Origin of the sequence: Kribbella amoyensis (assembly GCF_007828865.1) — a bacterium.
Taxonomy (GTDB): domain Bacteria; phylum Actinomycetota; class Actinomycetes; order Propionibacteriales; family Kribbellaceae; genus Kribbella; species Kribbella amoyensis.
Window position 1 is genome coordinate 243459 of record NZ_VIVK01000003.1, and the last position, 22561, is coordinate 266019.

At 71.6% G+C, this 22561-nt stretch carries 11 protein-coding genes; 1 reads left to right on the plus strand and 10 read right to left on the minus strand.

The features are described 5' to 3' along the window. Nucleotides 1-20: 20 nt before the first annotated feature. The 10 genes from FB561_RS35150 to FB561_RS35195 all read right to left on the minus strand — a co-directional run bounded on the left by FB561_RS35150 (nucleotide 21) and on the right by FB561_RS35195 (nucleotide 21013). Nucleotides 21-5837 (minus strand): Ig-like domain-containing protein, encoded by a 5817-nt coding sequence (locus FB561_RS35150; RefSeq protein WP_145814397.1) that lies wholly within the window; start codon nucleotides 5835-5837, stop codon nucleotides 21-23. 91 nt (nucleotides 5838-5928) lie between these two features. Continuing rightward, nucleotides 5929-8238, minus strand: a complete 2310-nt coding sequence (locus tag FB561_RS35155) for a hypothetical protein (protein WP_145814398.1) — start codon at nucleotides 8236-8238, stop codon at nucleotides 5929-5931. 5 nt (nucleotides 8239-8243) lie between these two features. Then, complete coding sequence (locus tag FB561_RS35160; protein ID WP_145814399.1) at nucleotides 8244-9224, minus strand: glycosyltransferase family 2 protein; 981 nt, start codon at nucleotides 9222-9224, stop codon at nucleotides 8244-8246. Between the two features lie 193 nt (nucleotides 9225-9417). Further along, on the minus strand, nucleotides 9418-10974 hold the full coding sequence (locus tag FB561_RS35165; RefSeq protein ID WP_170284940.1) for a gamma-glutamyltransferase: 1557 nt from the start codon (nucleotides 10972-10974) through the stop codon (nucleotides 9418-9420). A gap of 2 nt (nucleotides 10975-10976) precedes the next feature. Then, nucleotides 10977-13499: a phenylalanine--tRNA ligase subunit beta gene (gene pheT / locus FB561_RS35170; protein WP_145814400.1), complete on the minus strand. Its 2523-nt coding sequence runs from the start codon at nucleotides 13497-13499 to the stop codon at nucleotides 10977-10979. Beyond that, nucleotides 13499-14608 carry a phenylalanine--tRNA ligase subunit alpha gene (gene pheS, locus FB561_RS35175; RefSeq protein ID WP_145814401.1) on the minus strand — a complete coding sequence of 370 codons (1110 nt, stop codon included), beginning with the start codon at nucleotides 14606-14608 and terminating at the stop codon, nucleotides 13499-13501. Before pheS ends, pheT begins: the two co-directional genes overlap by 1 nt. Nucleotides 14609-14785: 177 nt before the next feature. Further along, nucleotides 14786-17041 carry a DUF6923 family protein gene (locus FB561_RS35180; RefSeq protein WP_145814402.1) on the minus strand — a complete coding sequence of 752 codons (2256 nt, stop codon included), beginning with the start codon at nucleotides 17039-17041 and terminating at the stop codon, nucleotides 14786-14788. After that, nucleotides 17041-19038, minus strand: a complete 1998-nt coding sequence (locus FB561_RS35185) for a hypothetical protein (RefSeq protein WP_145814403.1) — start codon at nucleotides 19036-19038, stop codon at nucleotides 17041-17043. The genes FB561_RS35180 and FB561_RS35185 overlap by 1 nt, the downstream gene beginning before the upstream one ends. A gap of 86 nt (nucleotides 19039-19124) precedes the next feature. Beyond that, on the minus strand, nucleotides 19125-20039 hold the full coding sequence (locus tag FB561_RS35190) for a Gfo/Idh/MocA family oxidoreductase (RefSeq protein ID WP_145814404.1): 915 nt from the start codon (nucleotides 20037-20039) through the stop codon (nucleotides 19125-19127). Next, on the minus strand, nucleotides 20036-21013 hold the full coding sequence (locus FB561_RS35195; protein ID WP_170284941.1) for a dihydrodipicolinate synthase family protein: 978 nt from the start codon (nucleotides 21011-21013) through the stop codon (nucleotides 20036-20038). Before FB561_RS35195 ends, FB561_RS35190 begins: the two co-directional genes overlap by 4 nt. Before the next feature lie 163 nt (nucleotides 21014-21176). Here FB561_RS35195 and FB561_RS35200 point away from each other — a divergent pair, with 163 nt between their 5' ends. Further along, nucleotides 21177-22400 carry a helix-turn-helix domain-containing protein gene (locus tag FB561_RS35200; protein ID WP_145814406.1) on the plus strand — a complete coding sequence of 408 codons (1224 nt, stop codon included), beginning with the start codon at nucleotides 21177-21179 and terminating at the stop codon, nucleotides 22398-22400. Nucleotides 22401-22561: the final 161 nt, after the last annotated feature.

Here is a 22561-nt window from a genome sequence, read left to right on the forward strand (position 1 = left end):
CGCCGCCGACCCGGCGTCCGCTACTGGCGTCGGCTTCGGTAAGCCACGGTGAGCAGGGTGACGCCGAGGGCGGCCAGCAGGGTTCCGAGGGTGAGCAGCATGACGGGAGGACCTCCGGTATCGGGGAGGGGGCCGGAGGCGGCGACCGGGGTGATGGCCGGGGCCGGGCGAGCCCCGACGGTGACCTTGACGTGGGACTCGACGGTGACGCCGTTCGTGTCGGCCACGCGGTACAACTGCTTCGCCGTACCGCGGAAGCCGGGGGCTGGGACGAGCTGGATCGTGCCGGCGGTCCCCACGGTCCACACGCCCGTCCCGGCGACCTCCACCCGCTTCGCGCAGGTCGCCGAGTCGGTACGCAGACAGACGCTCGCGCGGTCCCACTCGGCGCCGTCCGTCGGTGCGTCGTTGAGCAGCGGGTTCACCACGACCGGGTTGTCCGGCGTCCCGGTCCCGCGGTCCGCGGCCGCCTTCGCGCCGAGCGGACCGTCGACGGTGACCTCCATCCGCGCGGTGTCGGAGGTGCCGTTCGCGTCGGTGATCCGATAGGTGATCGCGCGGGTGGTCCCGGTGAATCCCTTCGCCGGGGCGAACGCGACCGTGCCGTCCGGCTTCGCGGTGAACGTCCCCTCCCCCGCCACCGTCACGGCCGTCTTCTCCTTGCTGTCCACGGGATCGCGGAGCAGGACAGACGTCACCGTCAACGGCGCCGACGGATCCCCGGCCTTGTCGTTCGCGAGCACCCGCAGCACCACCGGGACGCCGTACGCGGTCCGCGCCTCGTCGTCGGCGGCCATGGGCCGGACCGGGACCACGGTCACCGACACGGTCGAGCGGGCCGCGTTCCGGTTGGTGTCCTTCACTTCGTACCGGACGGGCGTCGCGGATCCGGTGAACCTACGGTCCGGTGTCACCGTGAGCTTGCCCCCGGCAACGACGTACGCGCCCTGGCCCGGGACCGTCAGCCGGTCGACCAGGTCGCCACGTGGATCCACCAGCAGCACCGAGGCCGGGTCGAGCGAGGCACCCGCACCGGCCCGGTCGTTCGTGAGCGGGTCGATCGTGACGGAGCGGGCCTGCTTGGTCTCGACGACGTCCGGGCGAGCGACCGGCCGCGCTCCCACCGTCATCGTGAGCATCGCGGTCGCCGTGGTGCCGTTGCGGTCGGCCACCTGGTACGAGACCGGTGTCGCCGCGCCCGTCCAGCCGGGCACCGGGGCGAACCGCACCCCGCCGTCGGGCTGGGCCGTGTACGTACCCTGCCCTGCAACCTGCACCGACGGGACCGGATCACCTGTCGCCGCGTCGACCAGGCGGACGCTCCCCGGGACCAGCGGAGCCGTCGGATCACCCGGCTTGTCGTTGGCGAGCACATCCACGGTGAGCGCGCTGTCGTACGCCGTGGTCGCCGCGTCGTTCACCGGGGTCGGCACGATCGCGTCGACCGTCACGGTAAGCGTCGCCGCTGCCTCGTTCCCGCTGGTGTCGCGCACCTGGTACGAGACGGAACTCGGGCCGCTGTACGACCGGACCGGGGTGAACGTGATCTTCCCGGTCACCTCGTCGACCTCGAACGTGCCCTGCCCGGCGACGGTGACCCGGCGACCCCACGCGCGGTCGGTGCCGAACATCCGCACCGACGCCTTCTCCAGCTGCGCGTCCGTCCCGGGCACGTCGTTGCCGAGCGGGTCCACCGTGACCTTCACGTTCTGCTTCGTCGTAGCCGTGTCCGGCTTCGCCTGCGGGCCCTTCCCGACAGTGAGGAAGAGCAGCCCTTCCGCCGTGGTCCCGTTGTCGTCGGCCACTCGGTACGTCGCGGGGGTCGTCACGCCCTGGTAGTCCTTCGCCGGGCTGAACGTGATCGCGCCGCCCTCACCGACGACGTACGTCCCCTCCTTCGGCTGCGTCACCTGCTTCCGGTAGCCACCGTCGGCCGGATCCTTGAGCAGCAGGCTCGCCGGGACCAGCGGCGCACTCGGGTCGCCCGGTTCGTCGTTGGCCAGCACGTTCACCGTGATCGGCCGGTTGAACGGGGTGATCCCGCTGTCGTCCACGGTGAACGGGTCGATCGCGACCACCGTCACCGCCAGCGTCGAACTCGCCGTACTCCGGTGCGAGTCGGTGACCTGGTACTTCACCGGGTGCGCCTTGCCACGGAACGCGGGCACCGGGTCGAACACGATCATCCCTGTCGGCTGGACCGTGTACGTGCCCTGGCCGGGAACGGTGAGGGTCTTGCCCCAGTCGCCGCCGCGGAGCACCGCCGATCGGAGGACGACCGTGGCCGCGTCCAGCTTGGCGTCGGTGCCAGGGCTGTCGTTGGAGAGCACGTTGACCGAGACGGTGACGTCCTGCCGCGTCGACGCCGTGTCCGGTCGCGCGATCGGCGGTGCGCCGACCGTGATCCGGAGGACGGCCGTCGTCGTGGTGCCGTTGCGGTCAGCCACCCGATACGTCAGCTCGGTCGCGGATCCGGTGAACGACGGCAGCGGATCGAAGACCACGGTCCCCGCGCGAACCGTGAACGTGCCCTCCTTCGGCAACGTCACCGCGGTCTTGAACGCGCCGTCCGCGGGATCCTTCAGCACCAGGCCGGCCGGGACCAGCGGCGCGCTCGCGTCTCCGGCCTTGTCGTTCGCCAGCACCTTGACGGTCGCCACCGTGTCGTACGGCGTGGTCGTGTTGTCGTCCACGGCCACCGGCTGCACCGCGGCGACCGTGATCGCGAGCGTCGAACGCGCCGGCTGACCGAACCGGTCGGCGACCCGATACCCGATCCGCGTCGCCGCCCCCGTGAACGCGGGCCCCGGGGCGAACCAGACCCGCCCGTCGGGCATCACCTGATACCGCCCTTGGCCGGCCACGGTGACCAACTTCTTCGGCGAACCGTCGGCCGGATCCACGAGGACCAAGCTGGCCGGGTCGAGTGCGGTGCCGCGGCCGGCCGTGTCGTTGGCCAGCGGTTGGAGGGTGACGGGGACGCCCTGTTTGGTGGACACCTCGTCGGGTTCGGCGGTCGGCGGGGACGGTTTCGCGATCGTCACGGTGAGGGTCGCCCGGGCCGTGGTGCCGTTCACGTCGGTGACCGAGTACGTCAGCGCGGTGCCGACTCCGGTGAAACTCGGCAGCGGGTCGACCTCGACGGTGCCGTCGGCCTGTGCCTTGTAGGTGGCCTGGCCCGCGACGGTGACGACGGATTTCGCCCCGCCGCCTACCGGGTCGATCAGCCGCACGCTGCTCGGGACCAGCGGGACCGCGGGATCACCGGACGTGTCGTTCGCGAGGACGGACACGGTGATCGTCTTGTCGTACTCCGTGGCCGCGGTGTCGTCGGTCGCGTCCGGCTGGACCCGGTCCACCTCGACGGTGAGCATGGACCGCCCGACCGACCCGTTGCCGTCGGCCACCTGGTACGCGACCGCGGTGGCCTTGCCGTGGAAGGTGGGCACCGGATCGAACCGGATCCGCCCGTCCGGCATTGCGGCGTACCGGCCCTGACCGGGGACGACCAGCGAGGTCCCCGGCGTACCGCGGGTCGGTGGGACCAGCCGGACCGAGCCGGGGACCAGGGTCGACCCGGTCGGCCCGGGCTTGTCGTTGTCGAGCACCGGAACCGAGATCGGCCGGCCCTGCGGGGTCGTCACGGTGTCCGGGTTCGCCACCGGCGGACCCGGGGCCGCGACCGACACGACGAGCTCGGCGCGGGCGGGAGTGCCGTTCTTGTCCAGCACCTGGTAGGTCAGCGCGGTCGTGCTGCCCTGGAAGCCACTGACCGGGCTGAACGTCACCTTGCCGTCGAGGACCTGGTAGTTGCCTTCGCGGCTCACCGTCACCTTGTCGGCCGGGTTGCCGGTCGCCGGATCCACCAGCCGAAGGGTCGCCGGGTTGAGCGGGGCGTCCGCGGATCCCGGGAGATCGTTGTCGAGCACGGACGCGACGACCGCGGTGTCGAACGGCGTCCCGACCGAGTCGCCCAGTGCCTTCGGCGTCACCGCGGTCACGGTGACCAGCAGGGTCGATTCGGCGGTCTGCTTCGTGCTGTCGGTGACGCGGTACCCGATCGTGGTCGCGACGCCGGTGAAACGCGGCAGCGGGACGAAGTCGACCACACCGGCCGGCTTGACCGTGTACGTGCCCTCGGCCGGGATCGTCACTTTCGGCTTGAACTTCGCGTCGGCCGGATCGCGGAGGACGAGCGAGCGCGGGTCGAAGGTGACACCGGCGGCCGGCTTGTCGTTCGTGAGTGGTCGCAGGGTGAGGCTGACATTCTGCGCCGTGGTCGCGGTGTCCGGGGTGGCCACCGGCTTGTCCGGCAGCGCGACCGTGACGGTGTAAAGGGCGGTCGCCGTGGCTCCGTTGCTGTCGGCAACGCGGTACGTCACCGGCTTGCCGCGACCGACGAACCCGGGCACCGGGTCGAAGTCGATCCGGCCGTCCGGTTTCGCCACGTACTTGCCCTGGCCGGCGACCGCGATCCACTGCTTGCACGTGTCCCCGGCGACGAGACAGAGCGAAGCGGGCCGCAACGGCGTACTCGGGTCGCCCGCCCGGTCGTTGCCGAGCACATCGGTCGAGACGCCCGTGTCGAACGGGGTGGTCGCCTGGTCGTCGGCCGCGACCGGCGGAGGCGGCGGCGCGATCACGACGAGGTGGTCCTCGACCTCACCGGCGTCCGCAGCACCGGTCGGCGACTCCACTTGGGCGGCCGTGTAGCCGACCCGGACTCGCGCGGACGTCGTACCGGGCTTGGGGCGCGGGAAGTCGGACCAGTTCAGCGTCGCCGCACTCTGCCCGGCCGCGAACGTGGCGCAGGACCGCTCGGCCGGCTGGAACTTGCCGTCGCCGTCGAGGTCGATCCAGCCGCACACCCGGCCCGGCTTCGACGCGCCGCTCAGCGTCACCGGCACGGAGTACGACTTGGCGGTGACGAGCAGGTGCTCGAAGGTCGCACCGTCGTCACCCGCGTCGGGCATCGCCGGGCCGGCGGTCGCGTTGGCGACTTCCGCGTTGTCCGCGGTCGCCTCGGCGCCGAGCCGGACGTCGCTGAGGACGGACCAGGCCGCGCCGTACGACGCGGGCGCGTCGCCGAAGTCCTCGCCGGTCGACGCGACGATCGAGAAGACGTCGCCGGAGGTGGGCGTGTTGAACGCGGGGAGCTTCGGGTTCTTCGTGAACACCGCGGTGACGTCGAACGCGACCGACGTGACGACACCGTTCACCTGGACCGACCCGCAGGCCGCCGTCGCCGAGGCTTCCGGTCCGCCGCCGGTGTCGGTGTTGACGCAGTTCGGTCCAGCGTCGGGGTTCGCGGCCGTGATCGTGTCGGAGGTGACGGCCAGGTTGTTGCCCTGGCCCACCTTCCGCAGGCTCAGCCCGGCCGTGGCCAGCTTCAGCACGGAGTGCAGCTCGGACTGAGCGCTCGGCCGGCCGTTCACCGTCCGGGTGGCCGCGCCGCCGATCCCGGCCAGGTGCAGGACCGGATCACGGACCGGCTGGGAGAACGTGATCGTCACCGTGCCCCGGTCACCGCAGCTCCCGGTGGCGGCGCACGTGCCCGTGTTCACGACGAGATCCTGGGCCGGCGTGGTCCGCGCGATCGCCGGCGCGTACGTCGTGGCGGTGGTGCCGCGGACTCCGGCGGTCGTTGCGTCCAGCAACTCGGTCGCGCCACGGACCGCGATCGTCTGGGTGAGCCGGGAACCCGGCATCGTCGCGGTCGCGGTGTCGCCTTGACCGAACGGCGCGACCGGCACCTGGTATGCGGTGGCCGTCGGCGCGCTCACGGCCAGGACCAACACGACGGCGAGCCATCGCCCGCCGGACTTCCACCCCGCCATCCGGCCCCTCCCGAGCACGCACGTCAGCACTTGCGACGGCCTCGGGGCGAAACGGGCCAGCGTAGAGCTAACGCCCGACGCGAGCCCGATGTTACGGGGTCGGCAGCTCGTAGATGCGGACCATGCCGATGCTGTGTCGCCGCTGAGCGAGGTGGTCGAGCGCGGGCGAGACGGGTCCGTCGTGCAGATCCGCGTAGAGCCAGCGCACCCGGTAGTGGTCGCGTAACCGCTCCAGGGCGGCGGGGCTCGGTTGGTAGAGGGCCCGCTCGGTCGCGGCGACGCGGTCCGGCCACGGTGAGGGCTGCTCGGTGTAGCGCCGGCCGTTGACGTTCTGCCGGGCCATCGCCTCCTGCGTGTACGCCCAGCCCTCGATCAGGGCGCGCCGCCCGCCGATCCCGCTGACCACGTACCCCCGCGCGTCGCAGCCCGGCCGTTGCGGACCCGGTGGACGGCAGTAGGTGTTCGTGGCAACGACGTCGGTGGGGCGGGCGTTCTGTGCGAGCCAGAGCGCCGCGTCGGCCTCGTCCGCGGAGACGCGCCACGGGGCGGCGGAGAAGGTCTGCGCGTGATGTCCACCCAAGCGGCGCACGTTGATGGCGGTGGTGGTTGCCGTCGGCACCAGGAGGACGGTGACGAGCGCGATGATTCCACCGAGTCCCGCGAGCCGGGGCCAGCGGCGGGTCAGTACGGGCCAGAGCAGGACGACGACCACGGTGAGCAGCGCCACCGCGATCATCGGACGCGCGACAGTGAGCAGCCGGTCGAGCTGTGGACCTGTCGGACGTCCCTTTGTCCAAAGCAGCGCTGCTCCGTAGCTGATCGCGAGCCCTGTGGACACGGCGGCGACCAGGAACGCGGTCCGCCGTCGGTCCTGCACCTGACGCATCAGGGTTGCTGCCAGCCAGGCCAGCGCCGCCAGACTGAACGGGACCACGCTGCGCACGAAGTACGACTCGCTGGCCGACGGGTGGTCGACCAGCAGGAAGCCGGCCCACCCCGCGACCAGTCCGCCGAGCAGGAACCAGCCGAGCGGATCGCAGCGCAGCCGGCGGTTGCCGAGCACGGCGTACCCGGCGAGCGCGGTGGCCTGCGCGATCAGGAGAAGTCCGAGGATGACCAGGCCACCGATGACGGACAAGGTACGGCCCGACGCGAGGGCGGGGAGGAGCAGTCCGCCTTCGCCGGCCCTGGTCGCGTCCGCGGTCGCCGCGCGGTACCCGGCTTGGAGTTTGACCACGGCGAGGAACTGGACGCCCGATCCGCTCGTGCTGCCCGCGACCGTGAGCATCGTGCCGACGCCGGACGCGACCAGCAGCGCGCCGGCGACGACGAACCGACGCGGCAGCCTGCGATCGCGGACGAGCAGGAAGAGCGCGGCCAGTCCGACGGCACCGATCAGGATCGGCAGGATGGTCGGCTTCGCTCCCCCGCCGACCAGGGCGACGGCGATCGCGAGGATCCACAGTCCCTTCGGCTGGCGGCCGCGGAACAGCAGCTCGACCAGGAACACGGCCGCGACCGTCCCTGCGAGCAGGCCGAACGTCTGCGACGGGCTGATGAGGCTCAGCGGCGGCCAGAGATCGACCGAGTTGCCGACGAGCAAGCCCACCTGCGGACCGGCCAACGCCGCCGCCGCGAGGACGCCCGTCCACCACGCGCGGCTGATCGTCCGGGCCAGGGTCGCGCAGACCAGCAGAGCGACGACCAGAAGCGGGATCAGCCAGAGCCGGTAGAGCACCAGGATCGGCGAGAGCTTCGTGATGTCGACCGCGGCGGCCATGTCGGCGTTCGCGAACCAGTGGTAGTCGAGCGACTCCCCGGCCACCTGCGGCAACTGCGGCGGCACGGAACGGACCAGCTCGTTCACCATGGACAAGTGGTAGAGCAGGTCCGGGTAGTACGCGACCCCGTCGGGCGGCATCGGGTGGTACGCGAACACGCCGAACGTGGCTCCGCCGACCGCCACCGTGGCGGCGATGACCAGGCCCCACGTCCACCACAACGGGAGCGGCTGCGGTTCGGTGATCCGCCAGTGGGCGCGGAGCGCGGGTAATGCCGCAAAGACGGCGAGCAGGGTGAGCGGCCAGGCGATCAGCGCGCTCTGGATGCCGAGTGCGGTGAACAGCGCCCACCCGGCGAGCTGGAACGCGCAACCGACCACGGTGCCGAGCCCCACGTCCTCGGCCCAGTTGCCGGTGCTCCGCCAGAGCGCCCGGAGCAGCAGGACGCCGGGGAGCACCAGGCAGCCCGCGAAGTACAGGGCGTAGCGGAGCAGGGCTCCCGGTGGTACGCCCGTGCTGAGCAGGCCGGCGACCGCGACGACGAGGGGAAGGGCCCAGGGCAACCATCGCGCGGTGGGCCGCCTCGTGACGGTGACCGGTGTCGCGGTCAGCGTGTCCATGGTGATCAAGCTCGGAGCGTTTCCCGCACGAGCGGCTGATGCCCCGGATCCTCCAGGCTGTCGTAGCCGACCAGGAACTTCGGCCGCTTCTGACTCGACTGGAACAACCTGGCCACGTACTCCCCGAGCAGTCCCAGGCACAGCAACTGCAGGGCGCCGATGACGCACACCGCGAGCACCGTGGAAGTCCAGCCGGGGATGCTCTGCCCGGACACCTTGATCACCAGCGCGCCGATTCCGAAGCCGACCGACAGCAGTCCGCCGAGCAGGCCGAGCCACGTCGCCAGCCGCAGCGGCGCCGCCGAGAACGCGGTGACGCTGTCGAACGCGAGCCGGAACATCTTGCTCACCGTGTACTTGGTCGCCCCGGCCGCACGCTCGGCCCGCGCGTACTTCACCTCGGCACTCGGGAATCCCAGCCACGGAATCACCAGCCGGAACACGCGACCGTCCTCGGGCAACGCGTTCACCGCGTCCACCACGCGCCGCGAGACCAACCGGAAGTCCCCCGCGTCGAACGGGATCTCCCGACCGACCAAGCGGCACATCAGCCGGTAATACAGCCGCGCCGTCGTCCGCTTGACCCAGGTGTCGGCCGATCGGTCCGACCGGACGCCGTACACGACGTCGACGTCCCGCTCGCGTGCCGCGGTGAGCATGTCGGCGATGACCTCGGGTGGATCCTGCAGATCGGCGTCGATCGTGACGAGGTACCTCCCACGGGCGCGGCGGAATCCGGCCGACAACGCCGCCTGGTGCCCGGAGTTGCGGAGCAGGCGGACCAGGCGGAGCTGAGGCCAGTCGTCCGCGGCCGCGAGCAGTAGCGAGGCGGTCGCGTCGCGGGAACCGTCGTCGACGACGAGCAGTTCGTAGCTCGGGCCGAGTCCGTCGAGCAGTGGGCGCATCCGGGCGAAGAACATCGGCACCACCTCCTGCTCGTCGTACATCGGCACCACGACGGAGAGCTCCGGATCCGTGTCCCGCATGTCCCCCGCAACCCCCTGGTGCTGGTCTCGACCACCTCATCCGAAGGAACGCCGAGAAACCGGTGATATTCACGACCGTGGCCGAACTGGCGGCGACTTGCCACCCATTCGCAACACACCACGCCTCAGAGAGACGACCCACGAGCCCGGTTGGTTGTCAGCGGACCCGGCTTCGGCTGCTGCGATGAGTGGATCAGGGTGCGGAAATGGCTACCGCGCCGGTGCGCCGGGGGTCGCCGACGGCGCGGAGGCCGTCGGCCGGGTCCCAGAAGGCGGCCGCGACGCCGCCGAAGTACATCGAGTGCGGTGGCATCGGCCGGGTCGGCAGATTGGTCGACCCGGAGACCGGCAGGTCGTCCTCGAAGTCCACCACCACGTCCTGGCGGACCCGGACGTGCAGCCGCGGATGCTCGACCGCCTCCTCCAGCGACAGACCACCGTGCGTGTACAGCGCGTAGACCTGCGCGATCGCGGTCGGGATCCGGTCCGACCCGGGCGAGCCGAGTGCGAGCATCGCCCCGTCGCTGTCCCGGCGGGCGACGCTGGGGGCCATGTTCGAGGTGAGGCGGGTGCCTGGGGCGAGGCTGTGCGGACCGCCGTACACGAGCTCCTGCTCACCGAGGGCGTTGTTCAGCCAGATGCCGGTCCCCGGGGTCATCACGCCCGACCCGTACCCGGACGAGACCGTGATCGCGCAAGCGTCGCCCACGTCGTCGACCACCGAGACGGTCGCCGTACTCGGTGAACCGAGCGCGCGTGGATCCCCGGCCGAGGCGAGGTCGAGCAGCTTCTCCCCCGCGAGCCGGCGGACGTCCTCGTCGCCGAGCTCGGCGAGCCGGCGACCGAGGACGGCGTGCTGGACCTCGATCAGCCGCTCCAGCTCGGTCTGGCCCCAGCCACCCTGCGCCGGGACACCGTCGAGCAAGGCGAGCATCGCCGCCGCCGCGACCCCACCGACGGCCGGTGGCGGATTGGTCGCCAGGCTCCAGCCGTTCTGCTTGACCACCAAGGCCGGGCGGACGACGGCCTCGTACGCGGCCAGGTCCTCGGCGGTCAGCAGGCCGTCGTTCGCGGCCATGTCGTGGACCAGGTGCCGGGCCAGCTCACCGGTGTACATCGTCTCGGCGCCCTCGGCGGCGATCAGCTCGAGCGCCTCGGCCAGCTCGGGGATCACCACCAGCGACCCGGCCTTGAGCACCACGCCGTCGTCGTCGTGCACGACCCGGTGACTCGGCCGGTGCCAGCCGAAGATGATGTCGTGGGTGAAGCCGAGGTAGTACCCCGACGTACGGCTGAGCGTGAATCCCTCACGGGCGACCTCGATCGCCGGCCGCACTACCTCGTGCCACGGCGCCTTGCCCGACCGCTGGTGGGCCAGGTCGAGCGCCTTCATCCCACCCGGCGTCGCGACCGAACCATGGCCGACCGTCGTGGTGGTCCCGCCGCCGTAGTCGGTGGTCACGTCCCAGACCCCACGGCCGAACCGGTCGGCCGGAAGTCCACGGCCGGGCATCTCCACCCAGCCGTCCACGGTCACCGGCGCGCCGCCGGCCACCTGCAACGTGACGAACCCACCCGACGCGGGCGAGACCACGCCGATCTCGTTCACCATCGTCACCAAGGTCGCGGCGATCGCGGCGTCCACCGCGTTGCCGCCCTCGGCAGCGACCCGCACCCCCGCGTCGGCGGCCGCCCGGTTCGGCGCGGCGACCGCCACCCGCGGTGTCTTCGCGGAGCGGGGATGGTTCATGGTCAGCCGACTCGCTGGACGGCGCCGAAGCGGTCGACGGTGACCTGGACCGCGGCCTGCCGGGCCTCGGCGACCTCGGTCTCGGTGAGGGTGCGGTCCGGGGCGCGGAACCGGAGCGCGAACGCGAGCGACTTCTTGCCCTCGCCGATCTGCTCGCCGGTGTAGAGGTCGAACAGCCGGATCGACTCCAGCAGCTCGCCGGCGCCCTCGACCAGCGCCGCCTCCACGTCCGCCGCGGAGACGTCGGCCGCGACGATCAACGCCACGTCCTCCTTCGCCACCGGGTACGACGAGAACGGGTGCGCGGTGACCGACTCCGGACCGGCCTCGATCAGCGCGTCCAGGTCGAGCTCGAGCGCGCTCGACCGGGCCGGCAGCCCGAACGCCTGGCAGACCTTCGGGTGCAGCTCCCCCGCGTGACCGACGACCTTGCCGCCCACGGACAGCTCGGCGCACCGGCCGGGGTGCCACGGCGCCAGCTCGACGTTCCGCAGGACCGGCTCGACGCCGACCGCGGCCGCGACCGTCCGGGCGACCTGCACGGCCTCGGCCCAGGTGACCGGCTGGCCCTTGCCCCACCAGCCGGCGGGGACGCGGGATCCGGTCAGCACGGCGCCGAGGTGGAGCGGCTGCTCCGGCAGCGCGGCGTCGAGGGCCGCGATCTCCTCGTCGCTCGGCCGCCCCGCGACCGAGGGCAGCGGGGCCGTCTTCGCGTCCGGGCGCGGCTTGAAGACCAGGCTGGTCTGGTAGATCGCCAGATCACCGGCGCCTCGTCCGACGTTGCGCTCGGCCGTCCGGAGCAGGGTCGGTAGCAGCGTGGTCTGCAGCGACGGCTCCTCGTCGGACAGCGGGTTCACCAGCTTGACCGTCGTGCGGCGCGGGTCGTCCGCGGGCAGCCCGAGCGCGTCGAAGTCGGCCTCGCCGGTGAACGGGTACGCCACCACCTCGGTGAAGCCGGCCCCGACCAACGCGGTCGCGACCCGGCGGCGCCGCCGCTGCGACACGGTCAGCCCTTGACCACCAGGCGCGGCCGGCAGGATCGACGGCACGTTGTCGTACCCGTACAGCCGGATGACCTCTTCGGCGAAATCGTTGGGGTCCCGCAGATCCGGGCGCCAGGTCGGCGGCGTCACCGTGATCAGGTCGGCTGCCACGCTCGCGCCGACGGCCAACGGGGCCGGCTCCGCACCGGCCGCGGCGGGCACCACGGTGCAGCCGACCGACTCGAGGTGCCGGACCGATTCCTCGGCCGAGATCGGTGCGCCGGCGACCAGCGTGGCGTGGTCGGCCCGGAGGGTGACCGGCTCGGGCAGGGCCTGGGTGTCGACGACGGTCTCGTCGGGCTCGATCGTGCCACCGGCCAGTTCGGCGAGCAGGTCGGCGACCCGCTGCGCGGCGTACCGCGGCAGGGCCGGGTCGACGCCACGCTCGAACCGGCGGGACGCCTCGGACGACAACTTGTGCCGGCGCGACGCCCGGGCGATCACGATCGGGTCGAAGTGCGCCGCCTCGATCACCACGGTGGTGGTCGAGGCGGAGATCTCGGTGGACGCGCCGCCCATCACGCCGGCGATCCCGATCGGGCCGGAGTCGTCGGTGATCAACAGGTCCTCGGGGTCCAGCTCACGGGTCTGGTCGTCCAGCGTCATCAGCTTCTCGCCGGCACTCGCCCGGCGGACCACGATCGCGCCGCTGAGCCGGTCCTTGTCGTACCCGTGGATCGGCTGGCCGAGCTCGAGCATGACGTAGTTCGTCACGTCGACGCCGATCGAGATCGGGCGCATCCCGGCCGCGATCAGCCGGCGCTGCAGCCACCGCGGGGACAGCGCCTTGGGGTCGATCCCGGTCACCGTCCGGGTGACGAAGACGCCGCAGCCCTCGGCGTCGTCCACGCGCACCGCGTACCCACCCTCGCCGGCGCCGGTGAGCTTCAACGCGGCCGGGTCGGTCAGCGGCACGCCGTACGCCGTGGCGGCCTCGCGGGCGACGCCGCGGATCGACAGGCAGTAGCCGCGGTCCGGGGTGACGGCGATGTCCAGGGTGTCGTCGCGCAGCCCGAGCAGCTCGATCGCGTCGTCACCCGGGGTCGCCTCGCCCGGCTCCAGGACGACGATGCCGTTCGAGCCGTCGTCGCCGAGGCCGAGCTCGGTGCTGGAGCAGATCATCCCGTTCGAGACGTGGCCGTAGGTCTTGCGCGCGGAGATCGCGAACCCACCCGGCAGGACCGCGCCCGGCAGCACGACGACGACGAGGTCACCGACCTCGAAGTTGTGCGCGCCGCAGACGACCCACTGCGGCTCGTCGGCGCCGATGTCGAGCGAGACCCAGCGGATGGTCTTGCCGTTCTTCTGCGGCTCGTTCTCCAGCGTGAGCACCTTGCCGACCACCAGCGGACCGGTCAGGTCCGACTCGTCGACGGTCTCCACCTCGAGGCCGGCCCGGATCAGCTTCTCGGCGACCTGGCGCCCGGTCACCCCGGCCGGCAGCTCGACGTACTCCCGAAGCCATGACAGTGGGACCCGCATCAGATCTCCATCCCGAACTGGCGGCTGAACCGCACGTCACCCTCGACCATGTCCCGCATGTCCTCGACCCCGTTGCGGAACATCAGCGTCCGCTCCAGGCCCATCCCGAAGGCGAAGCCGGAGTACCGGTCGGTGTCGATCCCGCAGGCCCGCAGGACGCGCGGGTTCACCACGCCGCAGCCGCCCCACTCGATCCAGCCCTCGCTGCCGCAGGTCCGGCACGGGCGGTCCGGGTTGCCGACGGAGGCGCCGCGGCAGACGAAGCACTTCAGGTCCACCTCGGCCGACGGCTCGGTGAACGGGAAGAAGTTCGGCCGGAGCCGAGCCTCCAGTCCCTCGCCGAACATCGAGACGACGAAGTGGTCCAGCGTGCCCTTCAGGTGGGCGAGCGTGATGCCCTCGTCCACCACCAGGCCCTCGACCTGGTGGAAGACCGGCGTGTGGGTCGCGTCCAGCTCGTCGGTCCGGAACACCCGGCCCGGGCAGATCACGTAGATCGGCGGCTTGCGGGTCAGCATCGAGCGCGCCTGCACCGGCGAGGTGTGGGTCCGCAGCACGGTGCCGGCGCCGGCCGGCTCGACGAAGAAGGTGTCCTGCATCTGCCGCGCCGGGTGGTCGGGCTGGAAGTTCAGCGCGTCGAAGTTCAGCCACTCGGCCTCGACCTCGGGGCCCTCGGCGACGTCCCAGCCGAGCGCGGTGAAGACGTCGGCGACCTGCTCCGAGATCAGCGACAGCGGGTGCCGGGCGCCCAGCTCGGGGGTGTGCCACGGCAGCGTCACGTCGACCCGCTCGGTGGCCAGCATCCGCTCCTCGTGCTCGGCCTCGAGCACGGTCAGCCGGGTCGCGTACGCCTCGGTGATCGCCTTCCGGGCGGCGCCGATCCGCTGGCCGGCCTCCTTGCGGCCCTGCGGCGGCAGCGCGCCGATCTCCCGGTTCGCCAGCGCGATCGGCGAGCGGTCGCCCAGGTGGGCCTGCTTCGCCTCCTGCAGAGCGGGCAGGTCGGCGGCGGTGCGGAAGGCGTCGAGAGCCTCGTCGCGCGTCCGTTCGACCTCGTCGGCGTGCAGAGGTGTCACCTCGACGGGGTCGTAGTTCTTGTTGGGACCGGACATCGCTCCCTTTCCCGGCTGATCGCCTGCTGGTTCGAAAACTGCTGCTGGCAGTCTAGGAACCCCCGGCCCCGGAGCGTGAATCGGTCGTCCACAGGCTGACTCCGCAACCGTCCGGAGTCAGGCCGCGACCAAGCCCGTCCGGGCCTGGGCCGAGGTCGGCCCAGGCCCGGAGCGCGGTCAGCGGCCGATCGTCGAGCGGGCCGCGGCCGAGCGGACGGCCTCGCCCTCGGCCGGGCTCAGGACGTCATCGGCGACGAGCCGGTCGGTCACTGCGACAACCGCCCGTACGTACGTCCCGTGGTCGCGCCACTTCGCCGCCGGGTCCGGCAACTCGTCGATCACGGTGCAACCAGGCCGGGCGAACCGGTTGGCCACGCGGCTGTCCACGTCACCCGTCCACACGGTCGCTCGCAGGTCCGAGCCGGGACACGCGTCGGCGGGCGGGACGTACGAGGCGAGGTTGGTCGGGTTCGTCTTCCCGTCCGGCCGCAGCAAGGAGTAGTAGGTACCGTCCGGGGTCGCGGTCAGCCGGTTCAGCCCGCGGTCCCGCAGGACCTCCACCGACCCGGCCAGGCTGTCCACCACGAACAACCGGCCACCGGTGACGCCGTACAGGTACCCGTCTCGCCAGGAGAGCGCGCCGTCCGCCGCACCGGTCGTACCGTCGAACACCTTGATCCGCCGCTGCACCGTGCCCGTCGCCGGATCCACCACGAACACCGTGCCGTCCGCGAGCCCCCACAGCCGCCCGTCCGGTCCGACCGTGAGTTCGTTGATGCTCTTGGCACCCGGGACCGGTACCAGCTCGGCCGTCTTCGCCCCGGTCGCCGGGTCCGCCCGGAACAGCACCGCCTCGGTCGCGCGCGGCTCGGTTCCCTGGCCGCTGTCGACGCTCGAGCCGGCCCACAGCCCGGACGTGGTCGGCTGGATCGCGGCGACCGTCTGGTCCACGACGATGTTGCGGTACACCGACAACGCCCCGTTGGCCAGGTCGTACACGGTCAGCGCGCCCCCGTACTCCCCGTAGCCCGGCGTGGTGCCGACGTAGACCTTGCCGTCGGACGGGACCACGGAGACCGGGCGGTTCTGCAGGTGGCTGTCCACCAAGCTGAACAGGATGCGCGGGTTCGTCGCGCTCTCGGGGACATGCGGGTCCCAGACGGACAGCCGGCCGTACGGGTAGATCCCGACGTACAGCTTCCCGTCGTCGCCCCAGGCCCAGCCCTCGACCTGGCCCTGCCGAGTCGCGGGCGCGGTGACACCGGTCGCCGGGTCGTACGTCCCGGTCGAGCCGTTGAGGAACGCGTTCACCAGGACCTTGCCGTTGGACGGGTCCGCGATCGCGTGCATCAACGGCACCGGTACGTACTGGAACGGCGAGCTCCATTGCGCGAAGGCGCCACTCCCCGGGTCGTACCGGAAGGTGCCACCCGAATAGTTGCCGCCGAGTCCGTACAGCACCCGGCTGCCGTTCTCGGTGACCCAGCCGTACCCGATCGCGGCGCCGCGCGTGACCTTGACGGCCGGAGTCACCGCGCCGACGGTGTCGGTGGCCACGTCGTACCGGGTGAGCACGGTCGCGTTGGTGAAGTAGACGGCCCCGCCTTCGCCCGGCGAGACACCGCGTGCTCCGATCGGGTAGTCGGTGACCTGGGACCCGGTTGCGGCGTCCGTGAACGTCACCTGCTGTCCGGTGGCCGCGTCGAAGACGGTGAGTCGTCCGCTCACGTTCGCGAACACCCGGCCGTCGGCGTAGTCGAGGTCGCTGATCTCCTTGCCAGCCAGGCTCGCCGGGGTCAGCTCCTGCTTGTCCCCGGTCGCCAGGTCGATCCGGAACAGCTTCGCCTTCGGTGTGGCCAGCCCGACGAACAGTGCGTTGCGGTCCGGGTCGTACGTCGTGGACCGCGCGTACTGCTGAACCGTGTCGAGCGAACCGTAGTCCGTCACGTCACCGGTGGCCGGGTCGTACCGGAAGGCGTGCGCGTTCGGGTACGTCCCGCCGTACACGACCCCGTTGGGTCCCGCGCTCAGCCCGTAGACGAACGACTCCCCCGCGATCGGCTGACCCAGATCGGTGACCGTCCCGGTGTCCGGGTGGTAGCGGTACAGGCGGGCGTTCGAGTAGCTGCCCACGTACACGCTGCCGTCACTCGCAACCGTGATGCCCCAGGCGCCGGCGGCACCGGGCAACGGCACGGCCCTCACCAGCTCGCGGGTGCGCACGTCGACCACGTTGAGCTGCGCGTCCTCTCCCGCTGGAACGGCGTAGACCACGTCGCGCCCGTTCTCGTGACCGAACGCGCCCTCCATCACGGTCAACGAGGTGAGGGGTGCACCGAGGTCCTGGATCACGTCGTCCTCGACAGCGGCGGCCGTGGATCCGCCGACCAGGAGCGCGGTAACAGTGAGCAGAGCTACGCCGATTCGTCTCATCACAGCTCCACCCGGTAGAGCTCGGCACCGTCGCCGAGGAAGACCCGGCCGTCCGGATGGACCGCGAGGTACTGCGCCTGCTGCCGCACCACCTCGGTGATGCTCAGGTCGGACCGTGGGATCCGCAGCAGCACCTGCCCGGTGTGGACGAAGAAGGCGTCCCCGGCCGCGTGGTACGCGAGCCGCCCACCACTCGCCGGCAACGTGACCGACCTCGTGATCGTCTGTGTGGCCACGTCGAACTGGAACAACCGGCCGCCCGCCAGACCCCACAGCGCCCCCGCGGAGTCCACGCACAGCCCGTCGATCACCTTCGCACCGGCGACTGGGACCAGCTGGAACGTCGTCGTCCCGGCGGCCACGTTCCAGCCGAACAACCGGGCCTCGGTCTGCGTCGGCGGTGGCACCGAGTACCCACCGTGGATGGACGTCCCACCGACCACCAGGCCGCCCGCGTACGCGAGCGCGACGATCGACTGGTCGGTCACCACCGGGCGGTGGACCTGCGCGGCCCGGGTCGCCTTGTCGACCAGGACGAGCGCGCCGCCGAGGGTGGTGTTCGGCATCGTCCCGTACGCGATGTGCGTCCCAGCGTCGACACTGGTCCGCGCGCGCACCTGGTCCTGCGCCTTCAGGTCGCTCACCTTGACCGGGTTCTCCGGGGCGCCCGCGGGACCCGGGGAGTACTCGGGGCTGTTCCACGGCGCGGTCGGGTCGTACGCGTAGAACCGCGAGTCGGGGTAGCAGCCGATCCACACCGTGTCGCCCAGGTCGAGCACGCTCTCGGTCTGCGCGAACCGCTGGAAACCGGGCTGCCCGGTCGCCGGATCCACCTGCGCGATACCCCCGTTGAGATACCCACCTGCCCACAGCCGGCCGGTGGTACCGACGGCCAACGACGCGAGCGGGATGGGTTCGCCGGTGACGTCGGTGCCGCCGACGTCGGAGCGGCCGGTCTTCGGGTTGTAGCGGAACAGCTCGCCCCGCCACAGCATCCCGACCAGGGTCTGTCCGGGCCAGTCGGGGTGCCGCAGATCGACCCAGCCGATGCCGCGGTTGTTCACCACCCGGCCGGCGAACTTCAGCCCGGTCGGGTACTCGGTGCCGTGGCTCGGCTTCAGCCCGGTCAGCTCGCCGTTGCGGGTGTAGTAGACGAGCCCCTTCGGCCCTGGTTCGGACACGTCCAGCCCGGCGACTCCGTCGAGCACCTGGCTCCACCGTTGGCCCTTGACGTCCCAGATCGCCAGCTTGCCGCTGATGGCCGAGCCGATCCGCGCGTACACCCTGCCGTCGTAGGCGTTGAGGTCGTACACGGGAACCCCGACGCCGTCACCCACCTCGGCGGGCAACGGCAGCTCCCGCTTGGCTCCGGTGGCGACGTCGATCTCGAAGACGTGCGCGTCCGGCTGCGACCCGACGTACAGCTTCCCGTCGAGCAGAGCGATGCTGCGCGCGTACTCGATGCCCGGTGCGAGCTGTCCGTAGTCCCGGACCTCACCGGACGGGTGATAGCTGAAGACACGGGCCCCCGGGTACGTGGCGCCGTACAGCACTCCGTCGGCGTCCACGGCGAGACGCCAGATGTAGGTCTGGTTCGGCAAGGGGCGGCCGAGGTTCTCCACGGGGCTGTTCGGGCCCGGGCGACGCCGGTGCAGTGTTCCGGTGTTGTACGCGCCCACGTACACGGTGCCGTCCGGTGCGACGACCACGGCGTACGAGCCGGGCGCGCCGTCGATCACCTGGGACGACACGACTTTGCGGGTGAGCGGGTCGATCGCTACGAGATGCGCGGGCTCACCGGAGGCCGCGGACCACATCACCGGACGTCCGTCGGGACCAGGGCCGATCGCACCTCCGATCAGCAGGACATCGCGCAACGGCACACCCAACGGGGTGACCGTGGCGGTGGTGGCAGCACTGGCGGTCGCGGTCCCGAGCAACGAGGTGGCGGGGACGGCGAGCGCGGCGTACTGGAGGAAACGGCGGCGCGGAATCATGGCGGGCTCCCTGCGGCGGCGGATGCCCGGACGCTATAACGGTCATGTCCGTAATGTCCAGAGGTGACGCCCGAAACTCTCCGCGATCAGCCGGCCGGCGCCCGGTACGCCGCGGCGAACTCGGCGCCGTCCCACCCGGAGAAGACGTCGTCCAATGCGTCGATCGCGACCCAGTCACCGCCGTCGGCCGCCGACTTGGCCACCGCGAGCACGAGCAGGTCGGGCTCCACCAGCGCGGTCGGCGAATACGGTGCCGCCGCACCGTCGAGCAGCTGGCCCAGAACCTCGCCCAGGAAGGGTTTGTAGAGCCCACCCGCGTTCGGTCGAAGGTGCTCGACCCCCGACTCCGTCACGATCGTCGCGTGGTACGGGTACCCCGGCCGAGGCGGTCGGACGTCGACGACCACCTCGGTACCGCCCGTATGCCGCAGCAGCCCGCGCAACCCCGAACCGTCCAGCGCCCGCGCCGCGGTGAACCCCGGACCGAGCACCGCCTGCGCCAGCGACACCGCGTGGACCCCGTAGTAGAAAGGGTGCCCAGCACAACCAACGAGGACGGACGACGGCGCCGGACCGTGGTACCGCCGCCGCCAAGCGACCGCCTCGGGCGCGCACCGCAAGGAGGAGCCGCCACTGATCGGCTGACCCGCCTCGGCCCGCCTGGCGAGTTCGCGGAGATCACCGACGCGTCCCGCGAGCGGCTTGTCCAGCAGCACGGCCGTCCCCGCGTCCAGCAGATTCAGCGCGAGCCGGTACCGCCGGTCCCAGTCGCAGCCGAGCAACAGCGCCACGTCGGCCACCTCCGGCAACTCCGCCGCGTCCGTGAGTACGCGGGCAACGCCGTACTCGGCGGCGAACTCCTCCGCGTACCCGGCGGGGCGCACCACACCGGAGTCGAGTACGGCCGTGACCTCCCGACCGAGCTCGCGCAGCAGCGGCACGAACGCGGCGGGGTGAGAGGTGTCCAGCTCGACCAGGGCGACGCGACCACCGGACGTCATCGGAGCTCTCGGCTCGCCAGCCGATCCATGGCTCGCAGCAACTCGTCCCGCTCGGCCGGATCCGACGGCGGGCCGTACGGGTCGTGGCAGAACTCCGGGTCCAGGATCCCTTCCCACGCGGCGATCCAGGCCATCCGCTGGACGTACCCCTCCATCGGTGCGCGGAAGACCAAGGCGGCGAGCTGGTCGAGTCGGGTGGACGCGGCAACGAAGTCGTCGTACCGGCCGTCGTTCCACGCCTGGTTCACCGCGACGCTCCACGACGGCACAGCCGCGGCCAGACCGATGAGCATGCCGCGGGCGCCCCACATCAGCGAGGGACCGAGCATGCGGTCCTCCCCGGTGAGCAGGAGGGCGTCCGGGTTCGCGGTGCGGCACCCGGCGATGAGGTCCTGGCAACCGATCGCGTCGTCGAGCAGGGCGAGCTTCAGCCCGACCACGCCCGGCACCGTGACCAACCGAGCCGCCGTGGCCGCGTCGTACTGGTTCCCGCTCGCCTTCTCGTACAGGGCGAACGCGATGACGGGCAGACCGGTTTCCGCGGCGAGCCGCTCGTGCAGTTCCACGACGGCCCGGTCGTACTCGGGAACACGCGGCGGCGGGAAGCAGAGCAACGCGGACGCCCCCGCGGCGACCACGGGCTCCGCGTTCCGCAGCAGCGCGCCCACCGGATCGGCGAGGTCGGCTCCCGCCGGGATCCCGACACCGGCGACCAACGGCAGCTCGCTCGCGACCCGGTACGCGGCCACCACCTCGGCCCGCCGCTCGTCCGGCAACCACGGCCCCCGGCCCGTGTGCACGCACACCGCCAGCGCCCCCGCACCACCACCAGCCAGCGCCCCGGCGTACCCGGCGACCGCGTCGATCCGTACCGCGCCGGCCGCGTCGAACGGAGTCAGCGCCGCCGCCGTGACGCCGCTCCGGAGCGTCTCGACGACGGTTTCGGTCACGGCCGTTGCCGGGGTTCGTAGCATGGGGTCAGTGTTCCGGACGGGTGCGAGCACGTCGAGCGCGGACCCGGCCGGGACCCGGTTGGGGCACGCCCGGCGAGCGGTCTTGCGAGCGGGATGCGATCCGGTGAGACTGAGCCCGCCGGACGGCAACTGATGATTCCGACGACACGGGAGGGCGACGCGGATGGTGACGACGATCGGCATCGTCGGTCCGTCGGACCTGGTCACCTCCACCAGCCGGATCTGCGCGAACCTGCCCGGGGTCGAGGTGGTCCCGCTGAAGTACCGGCGCGAGACCGACACCCCGAAGGTGCTGGCGGACGCCCCGGCGAGTATCGACGCCTGGCTGTTCACCGGGGTCGTGCCGTACCAGATCGCGGCCTCGCACGACCTGCTCGACCGGCCGGCCGCGCACGTCGAGTACACCGGCGCGACGTTGCTCCGGGCCCTGGTCCAGCTGCTCCGCGAAGGGCGCGACGTGACGTCGATGAGCATCGACGTCCTGGACGAGGCACAGGTCCGCGAAACCCTCGAGGAGGTCGGCCTGCCGACCCGCGGCGTCCGTGTCCTGCCGTACCGGCCAGGCCTGGACTCCGAGGACGTGGTCGCCTTCCACCGCGAAGCCCGCGATGAAGGTGCCACCGTGGCGGTGACGTGCCTGCGCTCGGCGTACGAGAAGCTCCGCGTCGAACAGACGACCATCCGCCTGGCCCCGTCGGTGCACTCGGTCCGCTCCGCGGTGAACGGGCTGCTGCTGACCCACGGAGCGCTCCGCAGCGACGACGCGCAGATCGCGCTCGGGCTGGTGGAGATCGCGGCCAAGGGCGAGGACGCGCTGAAGCGTGAGGTCGGGTCGCTGGGCGGGAGCGTGGTCCGGTACGACGACAAGCGCTTCCTGATCGTGACGACGCGGGGGCCGCTGGAGCAGGCGACGGCGTCGTTCACCGAGCTGGGCATGCTGACGCATCTGAAGGAGCGCTTCGGGCCGGTCCGCATTGGGTTTGGCATCGGCGGCTCCGGGGCGGAGGCGGAGGCGCTCGCACGTCGGGCGCTGGGACGTGCGCGGACGGCAGGGCGTACGGCGGCGGTTGTGTCGCTGCGGAACGACATCGACATCACCCTGGTCGGCGGGGCGGCACCCCGTCCGCTGCAGCGGGCGCAGTTGCAGTTGCTCGCCCAGCGCGCGGGGCTCTCCAAGGCGACGCTGGAGAAGCTGCAGGAGCTGGTCCGAGCGACCCCGGGCGGCGGCCTGACCACCCGAACGCTGGCGGAGCACCTCGGAGTCCAACCGCGCACAGCCCGCCGAGTTCTCAACCGCCTCGAAAGAGCAGGCGTAGCAGACGCCACCGGAACCCAAATAGGCACCGGCAGCGGCCGCCCCCTCGTCGTCTACCGCGTGCACCTGTAGTTCTCGTGCCGTTCGACAGGAGATAGTCGGCAACCTGAGCCGAAAACTCACCGAGCCCGCTGACCGGCACCCAGCCACAACAACCACCTCCTGTCCAAGGACACACCTGCTGTCACCCATGCGCGTTGGCGCTCGGTGGAGACCCCTAACGTGCAGGCTTG